Genomic DNA, 18,912 nt, shown 5'->3' with positions numbered 1-18,912 from the left:
TCCACTACAGGCGCTTTATAACATTAGTAACAATACCCCAAATTACAAAGTGATTCTCCTCGTTTATTTTTATAGGATGGTATTTAGGGTTTGCTGGTTGTAGCCAAACTCCATCTTTTTCCACTTTTAATCGCTTAACCGTAAATTCTCCATCAAGAAAACAGACGGCTATTCTATTGTCCGATGGGGGGATACTTCGATCAATTACTAGTAAATCATTATCGTTAAGTCCTGCATCTATCATAGATTGGCCACTCACACGGGCAAAGAATGTAGATTGCTTGTTCTTTATGAGTAGTTTGTCCAGACTAAGTCTTTGTTCTGTAAAATCTTCTGTGGGCGAAGGAAATCCGGCAGAAATACCTGTATCAAGGTATGCAATTTCTATTGGGTCGGTGTAGTCAGGAAAAAAGAAGGTTAGTTTTGAAGAAGAATGGGTTGTCATTTTACTGCTAGTTTTTATTGGAAAAATGGTTACTCCTAAATGGTAAATATAGTTGTTCTTCAATAGATTTTAAAAAAATGCTGGACCTAACCCTTTGGAAGTACATGTTAGTGAAACGTTATTCTAATAATGTCAAACATTTTATAAAGATAGTTGATTAGAATAATAGTTGGGAGAGTTATGGTACTGTTTTTCGTGGTTCTATGTGTAAATAGTATATAAATAGGCATGGTAGTCAGCTTAAAAAAAGCGTAGATAAGCTCAGGGGGTGGTCAATAATATTTACCTTAGCGCTCTGAAATCTGAAAGGTAAATTAAATGTGTAAAAACACGGTTTGGATACCTGTCGAAATCGATGTTGGCATGCCTATCTTTAAATCCTAACTAACAAAAGATGAAATATCCTGTAGTGCTTTTTATTGCCTTATTAATGGCTATGCAAGTTTCCTTTACTCAGGAAGTAGTAAAACAAGAATTGGAAGAAGTGACTGTTACAGCCGGTCGAATAGATCTGCCATTTTCCAAAAATTCCCGTACTATTAAAATTATTTCTTCGGAAGAAATAAAAAAAAGTGGGGCTAATAATTTAGCTGATTTGCTTCAACAGATAACTGGGGTGGATATAAGACGGAGAGGAACTGGTGGGGCTCAAGCTGATCTTTACATTCGTGGAGGAAGTTTTGATCAGACGCTTTTATTGATTGATGGGATTAAGGTAGATGATGCGCAAACAGGTCATCATACACTTAATTTAGCTTTACCTGTTGAGGTAATTGAAAGAGTCGAAATAGTTAAAGGAGCAGCAGCCAGGGTGTATGGACAGAATGCTTTTACAGGGGCCATTAATATTGTAACTAAAGATGTGATTGAAAATCATTTAACTCTAGGAATTGAAGGGGGTTCTTATGGGCAAAAGAATGCTTCTGTTACAGTAAGTAGCGAGTTGAGTACATCTTCGCACTTAGTAAATTATTCAAGAAGTCTTTCAGATGGATATCGTTATAATACCGATTATGATAATCAGCAATATTTTGTAAAGAGTATTTTTAATAAGACAGGTCTTCCTGTAGAAATGATTGCGACCTATACTGATCGTAAATTCGGATCTAATGGTTTTTATGCTTCCCCTGCTGCAATTGATCAATATGAGGAAACTCAAGCTAGCCTTCTAGGTATTTCAACCATGATTCAAGAAGAAAATTTGATGATTAAACCTCAAGTGTACTGGAGAAGGAATCAAGATGAATATGTGTATTTGCGTCATAATCCCTCAGCCTATAGAAATTTGCATATAAGTAATAAAGTGGGTGTAGAACTAAATGCCTCATTTACGTCGTCTATAGGGGTTACAGGATTTGGTGTCGATCTGGCTAGTGTATACTTGTCAAGCAATAATCTAGGTAATCGTGAGCGTTTTATGACAACCGTATTTTTGGAGCATCAATTTAAATTATCTGATGGGAAATTAGACATCACTCCTGGGGTTGCAATAAACTATTTTTCAGATTTTAAATTTCATGCCTTTCCAGGAATAGATTTAGGGTATCAATTGGCTGAAAGATGGCGAGCTTATGGGAATATCGGTTATACATATCGAATTCCTACCTATACAGATTTATATTATACTTCTCCTAATACTATTGGAAATGATGGCTTAGAACCTGAAGAAGCCATATCTGAGGAAATTGGCATTAAGTATCTTTCATCTAAAATTCAATTTTCATTGGCTTTATTTAATCGAGATGCAGCCAAATTAATTGATTATGTGAAAGAAAATGAAACAGATCCTTGGCGTGCTGAGAATGTTCGGAATGTCAATTCAAGAGGGTTGGAGGCAAATATTGCTTATGGATATCGAATTGATAATCATATGCAAAAGATTGCCTTTGGATATACTTTTTTGAAAGATGACGTGAAAAATTTAGATATTAGCTATTCTCAATATTCCGTCAATTCACTAAAACACCATTTAACAGCGAACTATACTTCTCAGTTTGTAAAGAATGTTACCCAGACTTTAGTTTATAAATATGCAGAACGTACTTCAGGTGACAGTTACGCTGTGGTGGATGCTAATGTAACGGTTTCCTTGCGGAATTTGGAAGTTTACGCTGTTGCAAATAATATTTTCAATACTGCTTATACTGAAACTAATATGGTGCCTATGCCTAAAGGTAATATGCTTTTCGGGCTACGTTTCTTTTTTAGATAACAGAAAATAAAAACAGGTAAATGAGTAGATAGTTTTTCATTTTATTTTTTACTTAAATTTGAATATTTCTTAACCGTATTGAACTATGCTAAACCTACAGGAAATTCCCCGTGTAAAAACGATTAGCAAAGAAGACTTTGTCAATCAATACCTTAAACCTCAAAAACCAGTAGTAGTAGAACAACTTACAGCTGATTGGCCTGCTTATGAAAAATGGCAGTTAAGTTATATCAGTGAAATAGCTGGACAAAAGATTGTGCCTTTGTATGATGATCGTCCTGTAGATCACAAGGATGGTTTTAATGAGCCTCATGCCAAAATGAAGATGAGTGAGTATATTTCTTTGCTACAAAGAGAGCCTACTAATTATAGAATTTTCCTATATAATTTAATGAAGGAGGTGCCTTCATTACGTAACGATTTTAGATGGCCAGAGATCGGATTGCGTCTAGTTAAGCAATTACCTATGCTTTTTTTTGGTGGGGAAAATAGTAAGGTATTTATGCATTTTGATATAGATTATTCAAATATTTTACACTTTCATTTTCATGGAATGAAACAGTGTGTTCTTTTTGCGCCGGATCAAACACCATACCTTTATAAGGTGCCTCATTCCTTAATTTCTAGAGAAGATATTGATTTTGACAATCCTGATTTGGATAAATGGCCGGCTTTAGGAAAGGCAAAGGGGTATATAACCCATCTTAATCATGGAGAAATGCTATACATGCCTGAGGGATATTGGCATTATATGAAATACCTTACTCCTGGATTTTCGATGAGCTTACGTGCATTCCCAAGAAGGTTATCAAATTTAGTCAAAGCGGCATACAATGTTTTCGTAATGCGACATTTTGATAATTTTATGCGTAAACGAAAGGGCCAAATTTGGATAGATGAAAAAAATGAACGAGCTGTAATGGATACTCATAAGCGATTGGGTATTGTCAAATAAGTTCGTTTATTTTTTCATAAACCAAGTGAGTTTCCCAACCACGATAGAGTAGGTAGTCTGCTAATTTTTTCTTTTTCTTAAGAATATTATGATCTGATATAAGTTGTAACTTTTTCTCAGCAAGTTCATGCAATGTCAAAAGGTATTCGTCTTCGGGAATTTCCTTTAATGCTGTTTCGATATTAAATTTTGAAATATCGCGCTGCTTTAATTCTTGAACAATACGGCGCCTCCCCCATCTTTTAATGTTGAATTTGCCTCTTGCGAAACTTTTGGCATAACGTTCCTCATTCAAAAAATTGTTTTGTATTAAGTAAGTCACAATGGTGTCAATAGCTAATGGAATCATTTGCATGGATTGCAACTTGCTTATAACCTCCTTATGGCAACGATCTTGGTAGGCACAATAGGCTTCCAGTTTACGAGTGGCCTCTTCTATAGTATATATTTTTTTGGAATTCATAAAAAGCGTAAAGAAGCAAAAATAGAGGTTTACCTTAAATGTACTATTCTTAAATAAAAAAACCACGCCCAAAGCGTGGTTTTTTATTATTGTAATAAGGTTCCGCTTTTGTCTTTAAAGCGGTATTCCAGGTACGTGTAAGCATCTCTTGGTAAGATTTTAACCCATTTTTTGTGTTCCAAAAACCATTTGGAACGCACGGATGGAAATCCTTTTGTAAGATATGCAGCAATAAACGGATGGGCATTAAGTATAATACCGTTGGTGAATTGCTTGTTTTGAATAATTTTTTCAAGATCGGAAGTAATTTTATCAATAATTACAATTGGAGCATCAACTTCTCCTGTGCCATTAGGGTTTTCTTCCCTTGTATTGATATTTCGTTCCGGTCTTACGCGTTGTCTCGTAATTTGTATCAGTCCAAACTTGCTGGGAGGCAGTATTTTGTGTTTGGCTCTATCCTCTTTCATTTCATCACGAAGATGGTCAAATAGGGTTTTTCTGTTTTCCACATCATTCATATCGATAAAATCGACTACAATTATACCACCCATATCACGAAGACGTAATTGTCTAGCAATTTCGGTGGCTGCGATGAGGTTAACTTCCAGTGCTGTATCTTCTTGGGTTTTAGCTTTGTTAGAGCGGTTACCACTGTTTACATCTATGACATGAAGGGCTTCTGTATGTTCTACTACTAGATAAGCTCCTTTACTCATGGATACTGTACGGCCAAAGGATGTTTTTATTTGACGTTCAATTCCGAATTTTTCAAAAATGGGGATTGAAGATTGATACAATTTTACGATAGATTCTTTCTCAGGTGCAATTTCATGCACGTAATCTTTTACTTGTAAATAAAGTGTTTCATCATCAATATGTATTCCGGTAAATGTATCGTTAAAGATGTCTCTAAGAATAGAGGCTGCACGATTCATTTCGCTTAATACTTTTGAGGGATGCTCCGCTTTATAGATTTTTTTACACATGAGTGTCCATCGATTTACAAGGTTTTGTAAATCTTTGTCCAGTTCAGCAACTTTTTTGCCTTCGGCTACCGTGCGTACAATTACACCAAACCCTTTGGGTCTAATACTCTGTACAAGTCTTTTCAATCGGTCTTTTTCATCTCTACTCTCAATTTTTTGTGAAATAGAAATACGATCAGAAAAAGGGACCAACACCAAATAGCGACCTGCAATAGATAGCTCGGAGCTTATGCGGGGACCTTTGGTGGAAATAGGCTCTTTCACGATTTGTACTAAAATAGATTGATTGGCTTTAACCGCATCCATGATGCTACCATCCTTATCTATTTCTGGCTCAAATGGGAAATCTTTTAACGTAAAATCTTTTAGTTTACCTGTGCTTACACGTTTAATGAATTTCAGCAAAGTGGGAAGTTTTGGACCTAGGTCATGGTAATGCAAAAAAGCATCTTTTTCATAACCTACATCTACAAAAGCAGCATTAAGCCCTTGTACGGGTTTACGTATTTTTGCCAGCATAATGTCGCCGACAGAAAAATCGCTACTATCTTCTTCTTTGTGTAATTCTATTAGTTTTCCATCCTTTAATAAGGCAAAATCTACGTCAGAGGAACCGGCTCTAATAATTAACTCTTTATTCACTCTGAATGAATTTGTATCTACCCGCCAAGGCGAATAAATGGATTAAACAATATTTTTCACAGGTGTTTCACCTAGACGAAACTCTTATGAGTTTCTTTTTTCAATGAACGTGTGTTTCTCAAAAAGAAAAAGTAGTTAGAAAACTACTTTTTCTTTTTATGACGGTTAGCTCTTGCTCTTTTTTTACGCTTGTGCGTGGCTACCTTATGTCTTTTTCTTTTTTTACCACTTGGCATAGTGTATATGTTTATAATTAATAAATGAGTTATTTAACTTCTACGTTACTTTTAACGCCTTCTACAAATACTTTGGCAGGTTTAAATGCCGGAATGTTGTGTGAAGGGATTTTGATGGTAGTGTTTTTGGAAATGTTTCTTCCTGTTTTTTCAGCTCTGGTCTTTATGATAAAGCTACCAAAGCCTCTTAGATATACGTTGTCTCCGCTTTCCAAAGAGTTTTTTACTTCATCCATGAATGATTCTACAGTTGCCTGTACATCACCTTTTTCCATTCCTAATTTCTCTGAAATCTTTGCTACAATTTCTGCTTTCGTCATTTTTATTATATTTTAGAACTAAACGTTATTTAGGGGTTGCAAATATAAAAATTAATTAGACATAACTTCATGCTAATTGATTAAAATTTAACTATATAAAGCATTACTTTTGCCTTTTACAAATTTACAATGACTTTTTCTAAGTTGCTAATATATTGGTATTTACAACAAAAAAGAGACCTTCCTTGGCGAAATACCAATAATCCGTACCCAATTTGGTTGTCTGAAATCATGCTTCAACAGACTCGTGTAGCGCAAGGTTTGCCTTATTTTGAACGTTTCATGGAAGCCTTTCCTACTGTTAAAGATTTGGCTGATGCTCCCCTGGAACATGTGTTGAAGCTTTGGCAAGGTTTAGGATACTATTCTCGTGCTAGAAATCTTCATATAACTGCTCAAAAAGTGGCGTATGAAATGGAGGGGGTATTTCCAGATACTTATATAGGTCTTCTCGAATTAAAAGGGATAGGAGATTATACGGCTAGTGCAATTGCGTCCATATGTTATAATGAACCTTGTCCTGTAGTTGATGGCAATGTGTATAGGGTTTTAGCACGTTATTTTGGTGTTGATACACCTATTAATACTACTGCAGGAGTTTCTTGTTTTAAAGAATTAGCAACCTCAGTGATGGAAGTTAAGAATATTGGTATCTATAATCAGGCAATAATGGAGTTTGGAGCAATCCAATGTAAACCTCAGAACCCAGATTGTTCTACTTGTGTTTTGAATGAAAATTGTGTTGCTTTATCGACTAAAAAGGTGTCAACCTTGCCTGTAAAGCTTCGAAAGAGTAAGATTAAAAATCGTTATTTTCATTATTGGGTAATAAAGGATTTGAAAGGGAATACGTTGTTAAAGCAACGCTTGTCAAAAGGGATATGGCAAGGGCTTTATGAGTTTCCTTTGTACGAAGTTGATGGTCCTGTAGATATGAACCATGTTTTAAAGGAAGTTCAGAAGGAATATCCTACAGTTGATAGGATATATTCTTTTAATGATTCTCCTATTATACATAAATTATCACATCAACATTTATATACAACTTTTTGGGTTGTACCTTTGCAGTACGAGTTGCCGGAAGCTATTTCAATGCAAGATATAAATACATATCCCGTACCTGTACTTATTGCAAATTTCATTGATGAAATTTTGGATTACTAAATATGGAATAATGGAGAGGTAATTATCGATTAAAAAAATTAGTATATTTGAAAAAATACATCCATAAAAATGAGTGGAACCTTAAATAAAGTAATGCTTATTGGGCATTTAGGAGACGATGTTAAAATGACCTATTTTGAAGGAGGTAATTGTATTGGTCGTTTTCCTTTAGCTACTAATGAGGTGTATACCAACAGAACTACCGGTGAGAGAGTCACCAATACTGAGTGGCATACTATTGTAGTGCGCAATAAGGCCGCTGAAATATGTGAAAAATACCTATCAAAAGGTGATAAGGTATATGTAGAAGGTAGGCTGAAAACTAGACAATACCAAGGTGAAGACGGGAATACCCGTTATACCACAGAAATACAAGTGACAGATTTTACGTTTTTATCAACACGAAAAGAAGCACAACAAGATACTATGGCGTCATCGCAACCAATTCAACAGCCTCCTTCAGGAGCATCTCAATCGAGATCGACTACGACAGAGATTTCTGATGAAGATGATGATTTGCCGTTCTAACTGAAGTTTAACCAATTCCTGAATTTTGGATCCTGAGCCCTCGAGTTTATTTGACTTTTTTACTTCGACAGATAGTGTAACTGTCCTTAAATTTATTACTTTTTTTGTTTTATTAATTTGTTCTGCCCTTATCTCTGCAGCGGAAGTAGCCTTGTTTTCACTATCACATTCAGAGGTGGAAGCTGCAGAAGAAGCGAAATCACCATCTGGTAGAATAATTGGCCGTTTACTGGAACGCCCTAAGAAATTACAAGCAACCTTATTAGTGGCTAATAATTTTGTAAATATAGCAGTTGTTCTAATCTATGCTTCTTTGAGTACGTATGTTTTGCCTAAAATAGGGTATACTATTTTTGGTCTATGGGATGTAACTTTTGTTTTAAATGTCATATTAGTCGCATTTCTAATTCTACTTTTCGGTGAAATATTACCTAAAATTTATGCGAACAGGAACAAGATACAATTGGCTTACATGATGGCTAAACCAATACATTTTTTGAATGTAATATTTTCCCCACTAAGCATGCCTATGCGAAGTGTGAATTTATTCTTGCATGACAAGTATGGTAAGCAAAAATCGAATATTTCAGTAGGTCAATTATCACATGCTCTTGATCTTACCTCTGAAGAGGATACAACCCAAGAGGAACAAAAGATATTGAGAGGAATAGTGTCTTTTGGCAATACGGATACTCGTCAAGTCATGCGCCCTCGTATTGATATATTTGGTCTTAATGAGGAACTTGATTTTTCGGAAGTTTTGGAGGAAATAATTAGGAATGGATATTCTCGTGTCCCAGTTTATAAGGACAATTTAGATACCGTTACTGGAGTTATTTATGTAAAGGATCTTCTACCTCATATTACAAAGAAGACATTTGATTGGGTGTCACTAAAGAGAGAGCCATTCTTTGTTCCAGAGAACAAGAAATTGGATGACTTGCTAAAAGAATTTCAAGAAATGAAGAATCATTTAGCTATTGTGGTGGATGAATATGGAGGTACATCTGGCTTGATAACTTTGGAAGATATTATAGAAGAAATAGTTGGAGATATTAGTGATGAATTTGATGATGAGGATTTAATTTATTCGAAAATCGATGATCATACCTTTGTATTTGAAGGAAAAACTGCACTTAAAGATTTTTATAAAATTATTGAAACTGAAGATAAAGACATATTTGAAGAGCATAAAGGTGAGTCAGAAACTATTGCAGGTTTTCTTCTTGAAATTTCTGGAAACTTTCCAAAAAGAGGAGAGGTTGTCATTTTTGAAAAATATCAGTTTATTGTAGAAGCTCTAGATAAGAGGAGAATAAAGCAAATAAAAGTAACTTTACCTCATGAAAAATAGAAGTACACTTGCTATGATGGTTCTTGCATTGGTGCTTGTTTCATGTGGGAATGATGCATTGCCTAAACCACAAGCTATGCTTAGGTTGGAATATCCTAAACCGGAATACAGTCGTGTTGAAACTAATTGTAGTTTTACTTTTGAAAAGAACGATCTTAGTAAGGTTCGTATGGATAAAAATTGTGATATGCGCTTGGAGTATCCTAAAATGAAAGCAACAATATATTTAACGTATAAGCCAGTTGAAAATAACATCGATCTACTTTTGGGTGATGCTCAACGTTTGACTTATGAACATGTAGTAAAAGCGGCAAATATTGTTGAACAACCTTTTTTGAATGAAGATCAAGGTGTGTATGGTATGTTTTATGAAGTTGGGGGTGATGCAGCTTCGCAATCTCAATTTTATGTGACCGATAGTACAAAGCATTTTCTAACTGGCGCAATTTATTTTCGTACCAAACCAAATGCTGACTCTATTCAACCTGCGGCTACCTATTTAAAAAATGATATGCGACATATTATTGAAAGTTTGCGATGGAATTAAAATAAAAAAGCCTCTTTGTAAAGTAAAGAGGCTTTTTTTATGAATTTCTATGTTATGCCTTATGACTACATCCTGGCATTTTACAATCCTTTTCGCATGCTCCTTCTTTATGCGCTATTTCTTTATTCTGACAGCATGCTTCTTTGCACTCTGCTTTTTCAGCCTCTGTCTTACTTTTACAGCAGTCCTTATCACAAGATATAGGTTGGGTTGAGTTGTTTACTTTTTTTAAACCAGTAACCGAATAAATATCACCTGATCCTGTTTTTGTAACAGTTTCAGTAATTAAATCAAAGTTTACTTTGTCTTGGTCATATTCCACATAGGCAAGTTTTGATTCGAAGTCCACTTTTGCATTTTTAATCCCTTCAATTTTAGATAGATTTTTTTGAATGGTAGCCGCACATCCCATAGCACAGGTCATACCTTCTATGGTAAATTCTGCTTTCTGGTAGTTAGCTGCTAAATTAGGTTGTTCCATGATGTCTTCAGAACCTCCTACAGTTTTTACTTCTGGAGCTTTTTGTTGACAAGCACTGACTAAAATTACAGTGAAAATTGCTATCAATAAATTTTTGATGTTCATGTTATAAAGTGTTATAATATTGATAGACAAAAATATACATTTTTTTATGAAAAAACTGGTAGAAATGTACACTTTTGTAATGCTATTAATTCAATACCAATTATGGTAAAAAAATGGGTTTACTTGTTAGTGCTCTCTTTAATTTGGGGAAGTTCATTTATCCTAATAAAAAAGGCCTTAGTTGGTTTTACACCTCTTCAGGTTGGTGCATTACGGATTGTAGTAGCTTCCTTTTTTTTACTTACCATTGGATTTCGTCGTATTGCTTCTATCGGTAGGGTTGATTGGAAGTGGATCATTCTTTCAGGTTTTTTAGGATCATTTTTGCCACCTTTTTTATTTGCTTTGGCTCAATCAGAAATTGATAGTTCAATCGCGTCTATTCTTAACTCATTAACACCTCTAAATACAGTTGTTTCTGGGATTTTGATGTTTGGAGTGTTAGTTACAAAACGTCAATTACTAGGAGTTTTTATAGGATTATTTGGTACGCTTATTTTGATTTTTACAAGTATGCAGTTAAATCCTAGCCAAAATTTTTGGTATAGTTTATTTATTGTTGTTGCTTCTATTGGCTATGCATTTAATATTAACATTTTGAATAGGTATTTACGTCATCTTCCGGCGGTAGGTATTGCTGTTGGGAATTTTGTGAGTGTTGCATTTCCTGCTTTAGTGTTGTTGTTTTTTTCTGGTTTTTTTGATCTTAAATTCTCAGAAACACATGTACAGTTATCATTATTGTATGTTTCTCTTTTAGCTGTTTTTGGTACTGGAATAGCTTTGATCTTATTTAATAAATTAATACAGTCTGCGTCACCAGTTTTTGCATCTTCAGTGACCTATACTATGACTGTCATAGCAGTTTTATGGGGAGTTATGGATGGTGAGACCTTAAATTTTTTGCAGTTATTAGGAGGGGCAATTATTATTTTAGGAGTGTTTCTTACGCATAAAAAAACACCTCAATAGAGAGGTGTTTTTATAGGTAACATCAGAAATGAGATTAGTTAAAATCACTATCGGAAACTCCGGTATTTACCTTTACATCCGTTACGGTAAATGTAATTGTTTGGGGTCCCATATTCTGAGAAATAGTATACGGAATTAAAATACCATTAACTGCTCTGTAGTCGTTATATGATATGGTACTGCTGATTGTTTGTCCATTTACTTCTTGGGTGTTTATTTCTTGAATTTTTAATCCACTATTTACACTGTAGTAATTGGTTTTATTATCTGATATTTTTACAACAAAGGCGTCTTCTCCATTGATGCTTTCAATGGATGAAAGTATTAGGTTTTCTTTTTTTAAGTAATTTTTTTCTGGAAACAGATAGGCTTCTGCTTGTAATGCTTTTAGCATGCTGTCTTCTAGGTCCATGCGCATACCTTGCATTATGGCATATCCTTTACCATTATTATACACTTGTTTTGATAAGGTGTTCCCCATCATTTTAACTTCCTGGAGCCATTGATTTTTAGCAGTTTTTTTTGTCTCTAAACTTAAATTCATTCCTTGAACTTCCGCGTCCGCCGTGAAATAGATTGAATTTATTTTGGATAACGTTGCCTCGCCTCCAATAGCTTCTATATAATCTTTAAGGACATTTTGAGCTGATGCTCCTTCGGGAATAGGCTTGTTAAATGAAGGTCTGTTTATTTTTTGTCCATATTTATCAAAATAGAAAACTGGAATTTTTCGATCGTTATAGGTAATGTTTTCTAATGAATTCAATACTTCACTCCCTTTTCCTACAACAACAATACGCGCATTATTAAGCTTAAAATACTTGTTAGCTATGCGTTGAACATCTTCTTTGGTTACGGCATTTATTTTACTGATAAAATTTTCATAGAAATCGGCAGGGAGGTTTTGAGTTCGAACATTAATTGCATATGAGGCAATAGTTTGAGGGTTCTCGGTGGCCATTATAAAGTTTCCTAAATATTTGGCTTTAGCATTCGATAGATCTTCGTCGGAAACGAACTCGGTGCGTATACGTTTCATTTCATTTAGAATTTCAACTACGGCACTATCAGTTACAGCATTACGCACTTTAGTGGTAGCTCTGAAGGTACTTCGTGTCCATTTGTTTTGAGAAGTAGACGAACTAGCACCATAGGTGTAACCATTTTTTTCACGTAAGTTCATATTAATATAACTGCTAAATGCACCTCCGAAAATATAATTTGTTATAAGGGCAGCATGATAGTCTTCATCGGCCATCTTTAAATCAATTATGTTCATTACGGCTAATTCCGATTGAACTGCATTAGGCATGTCTACAAAATTGATTTGAGTGAATTGTACATCATTAGCCGAAGGAATTCCGAATACAGGGGGCTTGGCTGGGATCCAACTACCAAAATATTTCTTTATGATCTTTTTTACATCCTTCGATTTTACATCACCTGAAACTACCATATACGCATTTGCCGGTGTAAAGAAATCTGAGTAATAAGATTTAATATCGTTTAAGGAAACATTGTTAATAGTTTGTTCTGTAATATATTCACCATAGGGGTGATTTTTTCCGTAAGCAAGCACATTTCGTACGCGGCTTGCTACAGAAGCTGCACTACTTTCCCCTGATTTCACGTTCTCAATAAGTTTTGCTTTCTCTTTGTCTAATTCTTCTTGAGTAAAATTGGGATTTATTGCTGCATCAGACATAAGTTGCGCAATTCGCTCAAAATATTTTGATAAAGATTGGGCATATCCTCCTTCAGTGGAAAGGTTAATGCTGGCGCCAAGAAAATCTACTTCTTGATTAAAGGCATCCTTCGCAATGTTTTTTGAGCCATTACCCATTAGTGATGAAGTTAAGGACGATATTCCTGCTTTGTTACCGTCAGCAACGGGAGAATTGTCTAATGTTAAACTAATTGATATGCGGGGTAATTTATGGTTTTCTACTATTAAGACAGTAAGGCCATTATCTAAAGTGAATGTTTCTGGTGTGCCTAAATTGATTACAGGAGTAGGTCCTGGTTTTGGCATTTGAGAGCGGTCAATTTGAGCATTAGCTAGAGTAGCCGCAAACAAACATGCAAAAATTATAGTTATATTGATTTTCATGTGTTCTATTTTTAAACAATAATTATTTAGTAGATTGTTTTAGGTAATCCATTTCAAGACGTTGATTTTTATTTAGATATTTCCGTGCAACTCTTTGAATGTCTTCTCTAGTTATTGAGCGGTAAATTTCAATTTCCTTATTAATGAGATTGGTATCTCCATAGAAAAGGTAGTAATTAGCTAATGAATTGGCAATTCCTTCCATGCTTGAATTTGAATTTACAAATTGATTCTCGAACTTATTTCGAATTGTTTGGTATTCTTTTTCCGTTATTAGTTCGTTTTGAATACGCTCAATTTCAGTATCCATTTCAGTTTGGAGGTCGTCTAATGAGATGTTGCCTATAGGTAATGCTGCCATAATATAGGTTCCATAGTCTTCTAGTGCGTCAGCAAAAGCGATCACCTGAAGTGCCATTTTCTTTTCGTCAACCATTTTTTTATACATACGAGAGCTTTTTCCACCAGTAAGTAAGGTAGAGATGTAGTTAAGAACATAGGTGTCTCTATCTTTCATGTCAGGGGTTCTGTATACCAATACCTTCATAGGAACTTGTATATTGCTGTCATACTCCGTTACTTTAATAGCCTCTGTAATAGGTTCTTCTTCTATTTTGGTACGCTGGAATTTTGGAGCTTTATTAGGGATAGGTCCAAAGTATTCTTGTATCATTTTTTTGGTTTCGGTTACATTGATATCACCTGCTACCACTAAAACCGCATTGTTTGGGTTGTAGAATTTGTCATTGAAAGCAATGAATTCTTCTAATTTGGCGGCATCTAAATCTTCCATACTGCCAATTACTGATTTGCCATAATTGTGCTTTTTAAATAGATGAGGATATAATCCAGTACGATACATTATTTTTCCATAAGGAGCGTTGTCAATACGTTGTCTTTTCTCTTCTTTTACTACTTCATTTTGAGTATCTACTCCTATTTGATTAATAACAGGATGAAGCATGCGTTCAGATTCCATCCATAGACCTAATTCAAGACTATTGGAGGGAAATACCTCGTAGTAATATGTGCGATCTTGAGTGGTGTTTGCGTTGTTGGTTCCTCCTTGAGCGGAAACAATGTCAAACCACTTTCCACGTTCGATATTCTTTGTTCCTTCAAAAAGGAGGTGTTCGAAAAAGTGAGCAAATCCTGTACGACCTGGATCTTCATCCTTGGATCCAACGTGGTACATTACAGCTGTAGCTACCACTGGTGCTGAATTGTCTTGATGCAGAATGACATGAAGGCCATTATCTAATTCATACTCTTGAAATGTCACTTCTTGTGCCAAAGAAGAACTTCCAATTGAGAGTATGGTGGCCATTGAGAAAATAAATTGTTTCATTATGGATTTAATTATTGAGTTGCTTTAGATATATGTAGGTGGTGGTTCTTTAAAGTTACACTTTTTATCTTATAAAAAGACGATACAGCCGTAAAGTGCTGTTAATGAAAGTATTTATTTATTAAGTGTGCTTGAGAAGAATATTTTTTTTGTAATTTAATTGGGTATTAATAAGTCAATTCAATAGGTATGAAAACAAATGTGCATATGCGGTATGGAATAATAACCGCCATTGGCTTGATAGCTTATTTTTTAATTGTTAAGTTATTTGACTTGCATGAAAATACTACACTTAGGCTGTTTAATGGGGTGATAATGGCTTTCGGAATATATTTGTCTATTAAAAGGAAACGAGCCCTATCTGGTGACAACTTTACTTATTATAATGGTTTTGTTACAGGTTTATATACTGGTTTTCTAGCAACAATTATTTTTTCAGTTTTCATGGCTATTTATATGTTTCATCTAAACCCAGAGTTTCCTGAAAAAGTAATGGGAGGATGGATGCGTGATTTTAAAGTAGGTCCTGGTGTACTTGTTTTTGGTCTATTGATTGAAGGTGCGGCATCGACAGTAATTTTAACTTTAACATTTATGCAAAAGTTTAAACCCAGCTGGAATTTAAAAAAAACTAGCAGTAAGGAATAAAACATTTGCAGTTTAAGTATTTAGCTGTATATTTGCACCCGCCTTACCGATAAGCTGTAAGGAAGTAGTTAACTAAATTTTAAACGATACGCTATGTACGCAATTGTAGAGATAGCAGGGCAGCAATTCAAAGTTGCAAAAGACCAGAAAGTATTCGTTCATCGTTTGGCTAGTGAGGAAGGGTCGAAAGTTTCTTTTGACAATGTACTTCTTTTAGACAACAATGGTGAAGTTACTATAGGCGCCCCAGCTATAACTGGAGCTTCAGTAGAAGTAAAAGTAGTTAAGCACCTTAAAGGTGATAAAGTAATTGTTTTCAAAAAGAAAAGACGTAAAGGATACAAGGTGAAAAATGGTCACCGTCAATCTCTTACTGAAATTTTAGTTGAGAATATTATAGCTTCTGGAGCTAAAAAAGCAGAAAAGAAAGTAGAGGCTAAAAAAGAAGCTGAAGTTGCAGCTCCTGCAGATGATTTGAGTAAATTGACTGTAGCTGAGTTGAGAGATATAGCTAAAGAAAAAGGCATTGAGGGATACTCTTCAATGAAGAAAGCAGAATTAATAGAAGCGTTAAGCTAAGTCTAACCGTAAAAATATAAAACGTCATGGCACACAAGAAAGGTGTAGGTAGTTCCAAGAACGGTAGAGAATCAGAATCGAAACGTTTAGGTGTTAAGATTTTTGGCGGTCAAGCTGCAATTGCCGGTAATATTATTATTCGTCAACGTGGTACCGCTCACCATCCAGGTGAAAACGTGTATATGGGTAAAGACCATACATTGCACGCTAAAGTAGATGGTGTTGTAAAATTTGAAAAGAAGAGAGACAATAAGTCTTATGTTTCTGTAGTACCATTCGAGGCTTAGGAAATAGTTCTTTTATAATTTTAAAAAAGCCTTCCCAATTTTGGGAAGGCTTTTTTAGTAAGAATATTATTGGAAACGTTATCGGAATGTTACTAAAAAAACAATGCTGATGGCTGTTTCATAATCCTAAAATCACACAAAACATACGCAGTAATAACATACGTTTTGTTGTTTTGTAAGACTCACTATTCAACGTAGTTAGTATATAAGTGGCTGCTTGGGGAAATTTAAAGTAGCTATTGTGTGTTTTAAAAAAGCCCTTGCATTTGCAAGGGCTTTTATACTATATTACGCTTAGTATCTGTAATAATCAGGTTTGTACGGGCCTTCCACAGTTACACCTATATAATTGGCTTGTTCTTCATTTAGTACTTCCAGCTCTACCCCAATTTTTTCTAAATGGAGACGTGCTACTTTTTCATCTAAATGTTTTGGAAGTGTATAGACGTCATTTTCATATTTATCTGCGTAATTCCATAATTCTATTTGTGCCAGAGTTTGATTTGTAAAAGAATTACTCATGACAAAACTTGGGTGTCCAGTAGCACAACCTAAGTTTACTAAACGCCCTTCTGCCAAAATAATAATGTCATTACCTCCAATACGGTATTTGTCTACTTGTGGTTTAATTTCCACTTTAGAATCACCGTATGTTTTGTTTAACCAGGCCATGTCAATTTCGTTGTCAAAATGACCAATATTGCACACAATGGTTTTGTCTTTCATTTTTTCAAAATGGCGACCTACGACTATGTCTTTATTTCCTGTAGTTGTAATTACAATGTCGGCTTTTTCAATGACCGTATCTAGTTTTTTAACTTCAAAACCATCCATTGCAGCCTGTAAAGCGCAAATTGGATCAATTTCAGTAACGGTTACAATAGATCCTGCTCCACGGAATGAGGCTGCAGTTCCTTTTCCAACATCGCCATATCCGCATACAATTACTCGTTTTCCTGCAAGCATTACATCGGTAGCTCGACGTATAGCATCAACTGCACTTTCACGACAACCATATTTGTTATCAAATTTTGATTTTGTAACGGAATCATTTACGTTAATAGCAGGCATTGGTAGTGTCCCATTTTTAACACGTTCATATAGACGGTGAACCCCTGTGGTTGTTTCTTCAGATAGACCTTTGATCTCCGTAGCCAACTCAGGGTATCTGTCAAGAACCATATTGGTAAGATCGCCACCGTCATCTAAGATCATATTTAATGGCTTGCGATCTTCTCCAAAGAAGAGAGTTTGTTCAATGCACCAGTCAAATTCTTCTTCATTCATCCCTTTCCACGCGTATACGGGAATTCCAGCAGCAGCAATAGCAGCAGCAGCTTGGTCTTGAGTTGAGAAAATATTACATGAACTCCAGGTTACTTCTGCACCTAAAGCCACAAGTGTTTCTATTAAAACTGCGGTTTGTATAGTCATGTGTAGGCAACCAGCAATACGAGCTCCTTTAAGAGGTTGTTGATCTTTATATTCTTCACGTAAAGACATAAGACCGGGCATTTCGGCTTCTGCCAATTCAATTTCTTTTCTTCCCCATTCAGCCAGAGAAATGTCTTTAACTTTGTAGGCAACGTAAGGAACGGTTTTCGTGCTCATATAATTTTTTTATTTTACATTTGAAATTGCAGCATTTTTAATCGCTGCAAATGATTTTTTTTACAATACTTCTGTGTTCAAAGTAAGAGTGCAAAGGTACAAATAACTTTCAGAATTGTATGGCCCTTTATAAAACTATAACGGTCAATCCTAATACCAAAGTATTGATTTGGAAGATTGAAGAATCATATGAAGAGCTCGAAAAAGGACTGACGCTCACGCCAAAATGTCTGAAACGACTTGAATCTATGAAATCGGATATACATCAGAAGGGATTTCTGAGCATCCGTCAATTATTGAAATTGGCGGGGTATACTCCATATGATTTATATTATGATGAGAATGGAAAACCTCACCTTATTGATGGTAAAGAAATTTCTATTACCCATTCTTTTCAGTTTTCTTCTATTATTATTGGGCAAGAAAATGTTGGAATTGATATAGAAATGATGCGTCCCAAAATTTTGAGAATTGCAAATAAGTTCACTATTTTGGAAGCATATCAGACCTTGGGTCACGAAGAGGCTATTGTTCGTAAATTAACCATGGTTTGGTGTGCCAAGGAGGCTCTCTATAAAATGTATGCAACCCCAGGATTAAGTTTTTTGCAACATATTGATATACATGATTTTTTTGTTGAAACCTACAGAACTCTAGGAAATATAATTTATCAAGGAAAAGTTACTACGTACGAAATTTATTTTGAAGAGATGGAAGGTTTTATGTGTGGTTACGCGTTGAAAATTGATTAGACACACAGCATCTATGAAACTTGTCACTAAGTCAACTCCAAGCTAAAAGTAGACAAATTTAAATTTTGACCTTAATTTTTGATCCTTAAATTGATTTGACAGATTATGTAGAAGTTAGTTCTAAGGCCACTTTAACACCATATAATTTATAAACCTAATGGATA

The 18,912-nt window shown here is 35.0% G+C and carries 19 protein-coding genes; 11 read left to right on the top strand and 8 right to left on the bottom strand.

What is annotated here, in order from left to right; all coding sequences use genetic code 11:
• Positions 1-4: 4 nt before the first annotated feature.
• Positions 5-445, bottom strand: a complete 441-nt coding sequence (locus PT603_RS10285) for a LexA family protein (protein WP_008236783.1) — start codon at positions 443-445, stop codon at positions 5-7.
• Positions 446-839: 394 nt separating this feature from the next.
• On the opposite strand from PT603_RS10285, the gene PT603_RS10280 reads away from it, so the two are divergent.
• Both PT603_RS10280 and PT603_RS10275 read left to right on the top strand, forming a co-directional pair.
• Positions 840-2,657 (top strand): TonB-dependent receptor plug domain-containing protein, encoded by a 1,818-nt coding sequence (locus PT603_RS10280; RefSeq protein ID WP_008236784.1) that lies wholly within the window; start codon positions 840-842, stop codon positions 2,655-2,657.
• 85 nt (positions 2,658-2,742) lie between these two features.
• Entirely contained in the window at positions 2,743-3,612 is an 870-nt protein-coding gene (locus tag PT603_RS10275; RefSeq protein ID WP_008236785.1) for a cupin-like domain-containing protein, read from the top strand.
• On the opposite strand, the gene PT603_RS10270 is transcribed toward PT603_RS10275, so the two are convergent.
• The 3 genes from PT603_RS10270 to PT603_RS10260 form a co-directional block, all read right to left on the bottom strand.
• On the bottom strand, positions 3,605-4,075 hold the full coding sequence (locus tag PT603_RS10270; protein WP_040488508.1) for a regulatory protein RecX: 471 nt from the start codon (positions 4,073-4,075) through the stop codon (positions 3,605-3,607). The two genes, PT603_RS10275 and PT603_RS10270, sit on opposite strands and share 8 nt — an antisense overlap.
• Positions 4,076-4,161: 86 nt before the next feature.
• Positions 4,162-5,706 (bottom strand): Rne/Rng family ribonuclease, encoded by a 1,545-nt coding sequence (locus tag PT603_RS10265; RefSeq protein WP_008236789.1) that lies wholly within the window; start codon positions 5,704-5,706, stop codon positions 4,162-4,164.
• A gap of 265 nt (positions 5,707-5,971) precedes the next feature.
• Positions 5,972-6,262: an HU family DNA-binding protein gene (locus PT603_RS10260; RefSeq protein ID WP_008236792.1), complete on the bottom strand. Its 291-nt coding sequence runs from the start codon at positions 6,260-6,262 to the stop codon at positions 5,972-5,974.
• Between the two features lie 129 nt (positions 6,263-6,391).
• Between PT603_RS10260 and mutY the strand changes: the two genes are divergently transcribed.
• From mutY to gldD, 4 genes are all read left to right on the top strand, one after another.
• Positions 6,392-7,426, top strand: a complete 1,035-nt coding sequence (gene mutY / locus PT603_RS10255) for an A/G-specific adenine glycosylase (RefSeq protein ID WP_008236797.1) — start codon at positions 6,392-6,394, stop codon at positions 7,424-7,426.
• A gap of 69 nt (positions 7,427-7,495) precedes the next feature.
• Positions 7,496-7,954 (top strand): single-stranded DNA-binding protein, encoded by a 459-nt coding sequence (locus tag PT603_RS10250; RefSeq protein WP_008236799.1) that lies wholly within the window; start codon positions 7,496-7,498, stop codon positions 7,952-7,954.
• Between the two features lie 25 nt (positions 7,955-7,979).
• Complete coding sequence (locus PT603_RS10245; RefSeq protein ID WP_008236800.1) at positions 7,980-9,308, top strand: gliding motility-associated protein GldE; 1,329 nt, start codon at positions 7,980-7,982, stop codon at positions 9,306-9,308.
• Positions 9,298-9,855 (top strand): gliding motility lipoprotein GldD, encoded by a 558-nt coding sequence (gene gldD, locus PT603_RS10240; RefSeq protein ID WP_008236801.1) that lies wholly within the window; start codon positions 9,298-9,300, stop codon positions 9,853-9,855. Before PT603_RS10245 ends, gldD begins: the two co-directional genes overlap by 11 nt.
• Before the next feature lie 52 nt (positions 9,856-9,907).
• Here gldD and PT603_RS10235 read toward each other — a convergent pair whose 3' ends face one another.
• Positions 9,908-10,441 (bottom strand): heavy-metal-associated domain-containing protein, encoded by a 534-nt coding sequence (locus tag PT603_RS10235; protein WP_008236802.1) that lies wholly within the window; start codon positions 10,439-10,441, stop codon positions 9,908-9,910.
• A gap of 129 nt (positions 10,442-10,570) precedes the next feature.
• Here PT603_RS10235 and PT603_RS10230 point away from each other — a divergent pair, with 129 nt between their 5' ends.
• A complete protein-coding gene (locus tag PT603_RS10230; RefSeq protein WP_444875140.1) occupies positions 10,571-11,413 on the top strand; it encodes a DMT family transporter in 843 nt (280 codons plus the stop codon).
• A 34-nt stretch (positions 11,414-11,447) separates the two neighbouring features.
• On the opposite strand, the gene PT603_RS10225 is transcribed toward PT603_RS10230, so the two are convergent.
• Positions 11,448-13,523: a M16 family metallopeptidase gene (locus PT603_RS10225; RefSeq protein WP_008236804.1), complete on the bottom strand. Its 2,076-nt coding sequence runs from the start codon at positions 13,521-13,523 to the stop codon at positions 11,448-11,450.
• 22 nt (positions 13,524-13,545) lie between these two features.
• On the bottom strand, positions 13,546-14,871 hold the full coding sequence (locus PT603_RS10220) for a M16 family metallopeptidase (RefSeq protein WP_040488509.1): 1,326 nt from the start codon (positions 14,869-14,871) through the stop codon (positions 13,546-13,548).
• A 189-nt stretch (positions 14,872-15,060) separates the two neighbouring features.
• Between PT603_RS10220 and PT603_RS10215 the strand changes: the two genes are divergently transcribed.
• The 3 genes from PT603_RS10215 (at position 15,061) to rpmA (ending at position 16,385) form a co-directional block, all read left to right on the top strand.
• Entirely contained in the window at positions 15,061-15,519 is a 459-nt protein-coding gene (locus tag PT603_RS10215; RefSeq protein ID WP_155805491.1) for a DUF4199 domain-containing protein, read from the top strand.
• Positions 15,520-15,612: 93 nt separating this feature from the next.
• Positions 15,613-16,098, top strand: coding sequence for a 50S ribosomal protein L21 (gene rplU, locus PT603_RS10210; protein ID WP_008236811.1), 486 nt, complete (start codon positions 15,613-15,615; stop codon positions 16,096-16,098).
• A gap of 26 nt (positions 16,099-16,124) precedes the next feature.
• Positions 16,125-16,385, top strand: coding sequence for a 50S ribosomal protein L27 (gene rpmA, locus PT603_RS10205; protein WP_008236813.1), 261 nt, complete (start codon positions 16,125-16,127; stop codon positions 16,383-16,385).
• A gap of 294 nt (positions 16,386-16,679) precedes the next feature.
• Here the strand turns inward: rpmA and ahcY are convergent, their stop codons facing one another.
• A complete protein-coding gene (gene ahcY / locus PT603_RS10200; RefSeq protein ID WP_008236814.1) occupies positions 16,680-17,996 on the bottom strand; it encodes an adenosylhomocysteinase in 1,317 nt (438 codons plus the stop codon).
• Between the two features lie 119 nt (positions 17,997-18,115).
• Between ahcY and PT603_RS10195 the strand changes: the two genes are divergently transcribed.
• The gene (locus PT603_RS10195; RefSeq protein ID WP_008236816.1) at positions 18,116-18,748 is read left to right on the top strand and encodes a 4'-phosphopantetheinyl transferase family protein; all 633 of its coding nucleotides are present in this window, start codon (positions 18,116-18,118) and stop codon (positions 18,746-18,748) included.
• The last annotated feature ends 164 nt before the right edge of the window (positions 18,749-18,912 follow it).

The organism is Imtechella halotolerans (assembly GCF_028743515.2).
GTDB lineage: Bacteria > Bacteroidota > Bacteroidia > Flavobacteriales > Flavobacteriaceae > Imtechella > Imtechella halotolerans.
The sequence above is the reverse complement of the archived record's forward strand: the minus strand, read 5'-3'. Positions and strand labels throughout refer to the sequence as shown.

What these genes read in the sequence shown, in the direction of transcription:
- PT603_RS10285 (WP_008236783.1), bottom strand. Translation starts at nt 445, where the DNA reads ATGACAACCCATTCTTCTTCAAAACTAACCTTCTTTTTTCCTGACTAC.
- PT603_RS10280 (WP_008236784.1), top strand. Translation starts at nt 840, where the DNA reads ATGAAATATCCTGTAGTGCTTTTTATTGCCTTATTAATGGCTATGCAA.
- PT603_RS10275 (WP_008236785.1), top strand. Translation starts at nt 2,743, where the DNA reads ATGCTAAACCTACAGGAAATTCCCCGTGTAAAAACGATTAGCAAAGAA.
- PT603_RS10270 (WP_040488508.1), bottom strand. Translation starts at nt 4,075, where the DNA reads ATGAATTCCAAAAAAATATATACTATAGAAGAGGCCACTCGTAAACTG.
- PT603_RS10260 (WP_008236792.1), bottom strand. Translation starts at nt 6,262, where the DNA reads ATGACGAAAGCAGAAATTGTAGCAAAGATTTCAGAGAAATTAGGAATG.
- mutY (WP_008236797.1), top strand. Translation starts at nt 6,392, where the DNA reads ATGACTTTTTCTAAGTTGCTAATATATTGGTATTTACAACAAAAAAGA.
- PT603_RS10250 (WP_008236799.1), top strand. Translation starts at nt 7,496, where the DNA reads ATGAGTGGAACCTTAAATAAAGTAATGCTTATTGGGCATTTAGGAGAC.
- gldD (WP_008236801.1), top strand. Translation starts at nt 9,298, where the DNA reads ATGAAAAATAGAAGTACACTTGCTATGATGGTTCTTGCATTGGTGCTT.
- PT603_RS10235 (WP_008236802.1), bottom strand. Translation starts at nt 10,441, where the DNA reads ATGAACATCAAAAATTTATTGATAGCAATTTTCACTGTAATTTTAGTC.
- PT603_RS10225 (WP_008236804.1), bottom strand. Translation starts at nt 13,523, where the DNA reads ATGAAAATCAATATAACTATAATTTTTGCATGTTTGTTTGCGGCTACT.
- PT603_RS10220 (WP_040488509.1), bottom strand. Translation starts at nt 14,871, where the DNA reads ATGAAACAATTTATTTTCTCAATGGCCACCATACTCTCAATTGGAAGT.
- PT603_RS10215 (WP_155805491.1), top strand. Translation starts at nt 15,061, where the DNA reads ATGAAAACAAATGTGCATATGCGGTATGGAATAATAACCGCCATTGGC.
- rplU (WP_008236811.1), top strand. Translation starts at nt 15,613, where the DNA reads ATGTACGCAATTGTAGAGATAGCAGGGCAGCAATTCAAAGTTGCAAAA.
- rpmA (WP_008236813.1), top strand. Translation starts at nt 16,125, where the DNA reads ATGGCACACAAGAAAGGTGTAGGTAGTTCCAAGAACGGTAGAGAATCA.
- ahcY (WP_008236814.1), bottom strand. Translation starts at nt 17,996, where the DNA reads ATGAGCACGAAAACCGTTCCTTACGTTGCCTACAAAGTTAAAGACATT.
- PT603_RS10195 (WP_008236816.1), top strand. Translation starts at nt 18,116, where the DNA reads ATGGCCCTTTATAAAACTATAACGGTCAATCCTAATACCAAAGTATTG.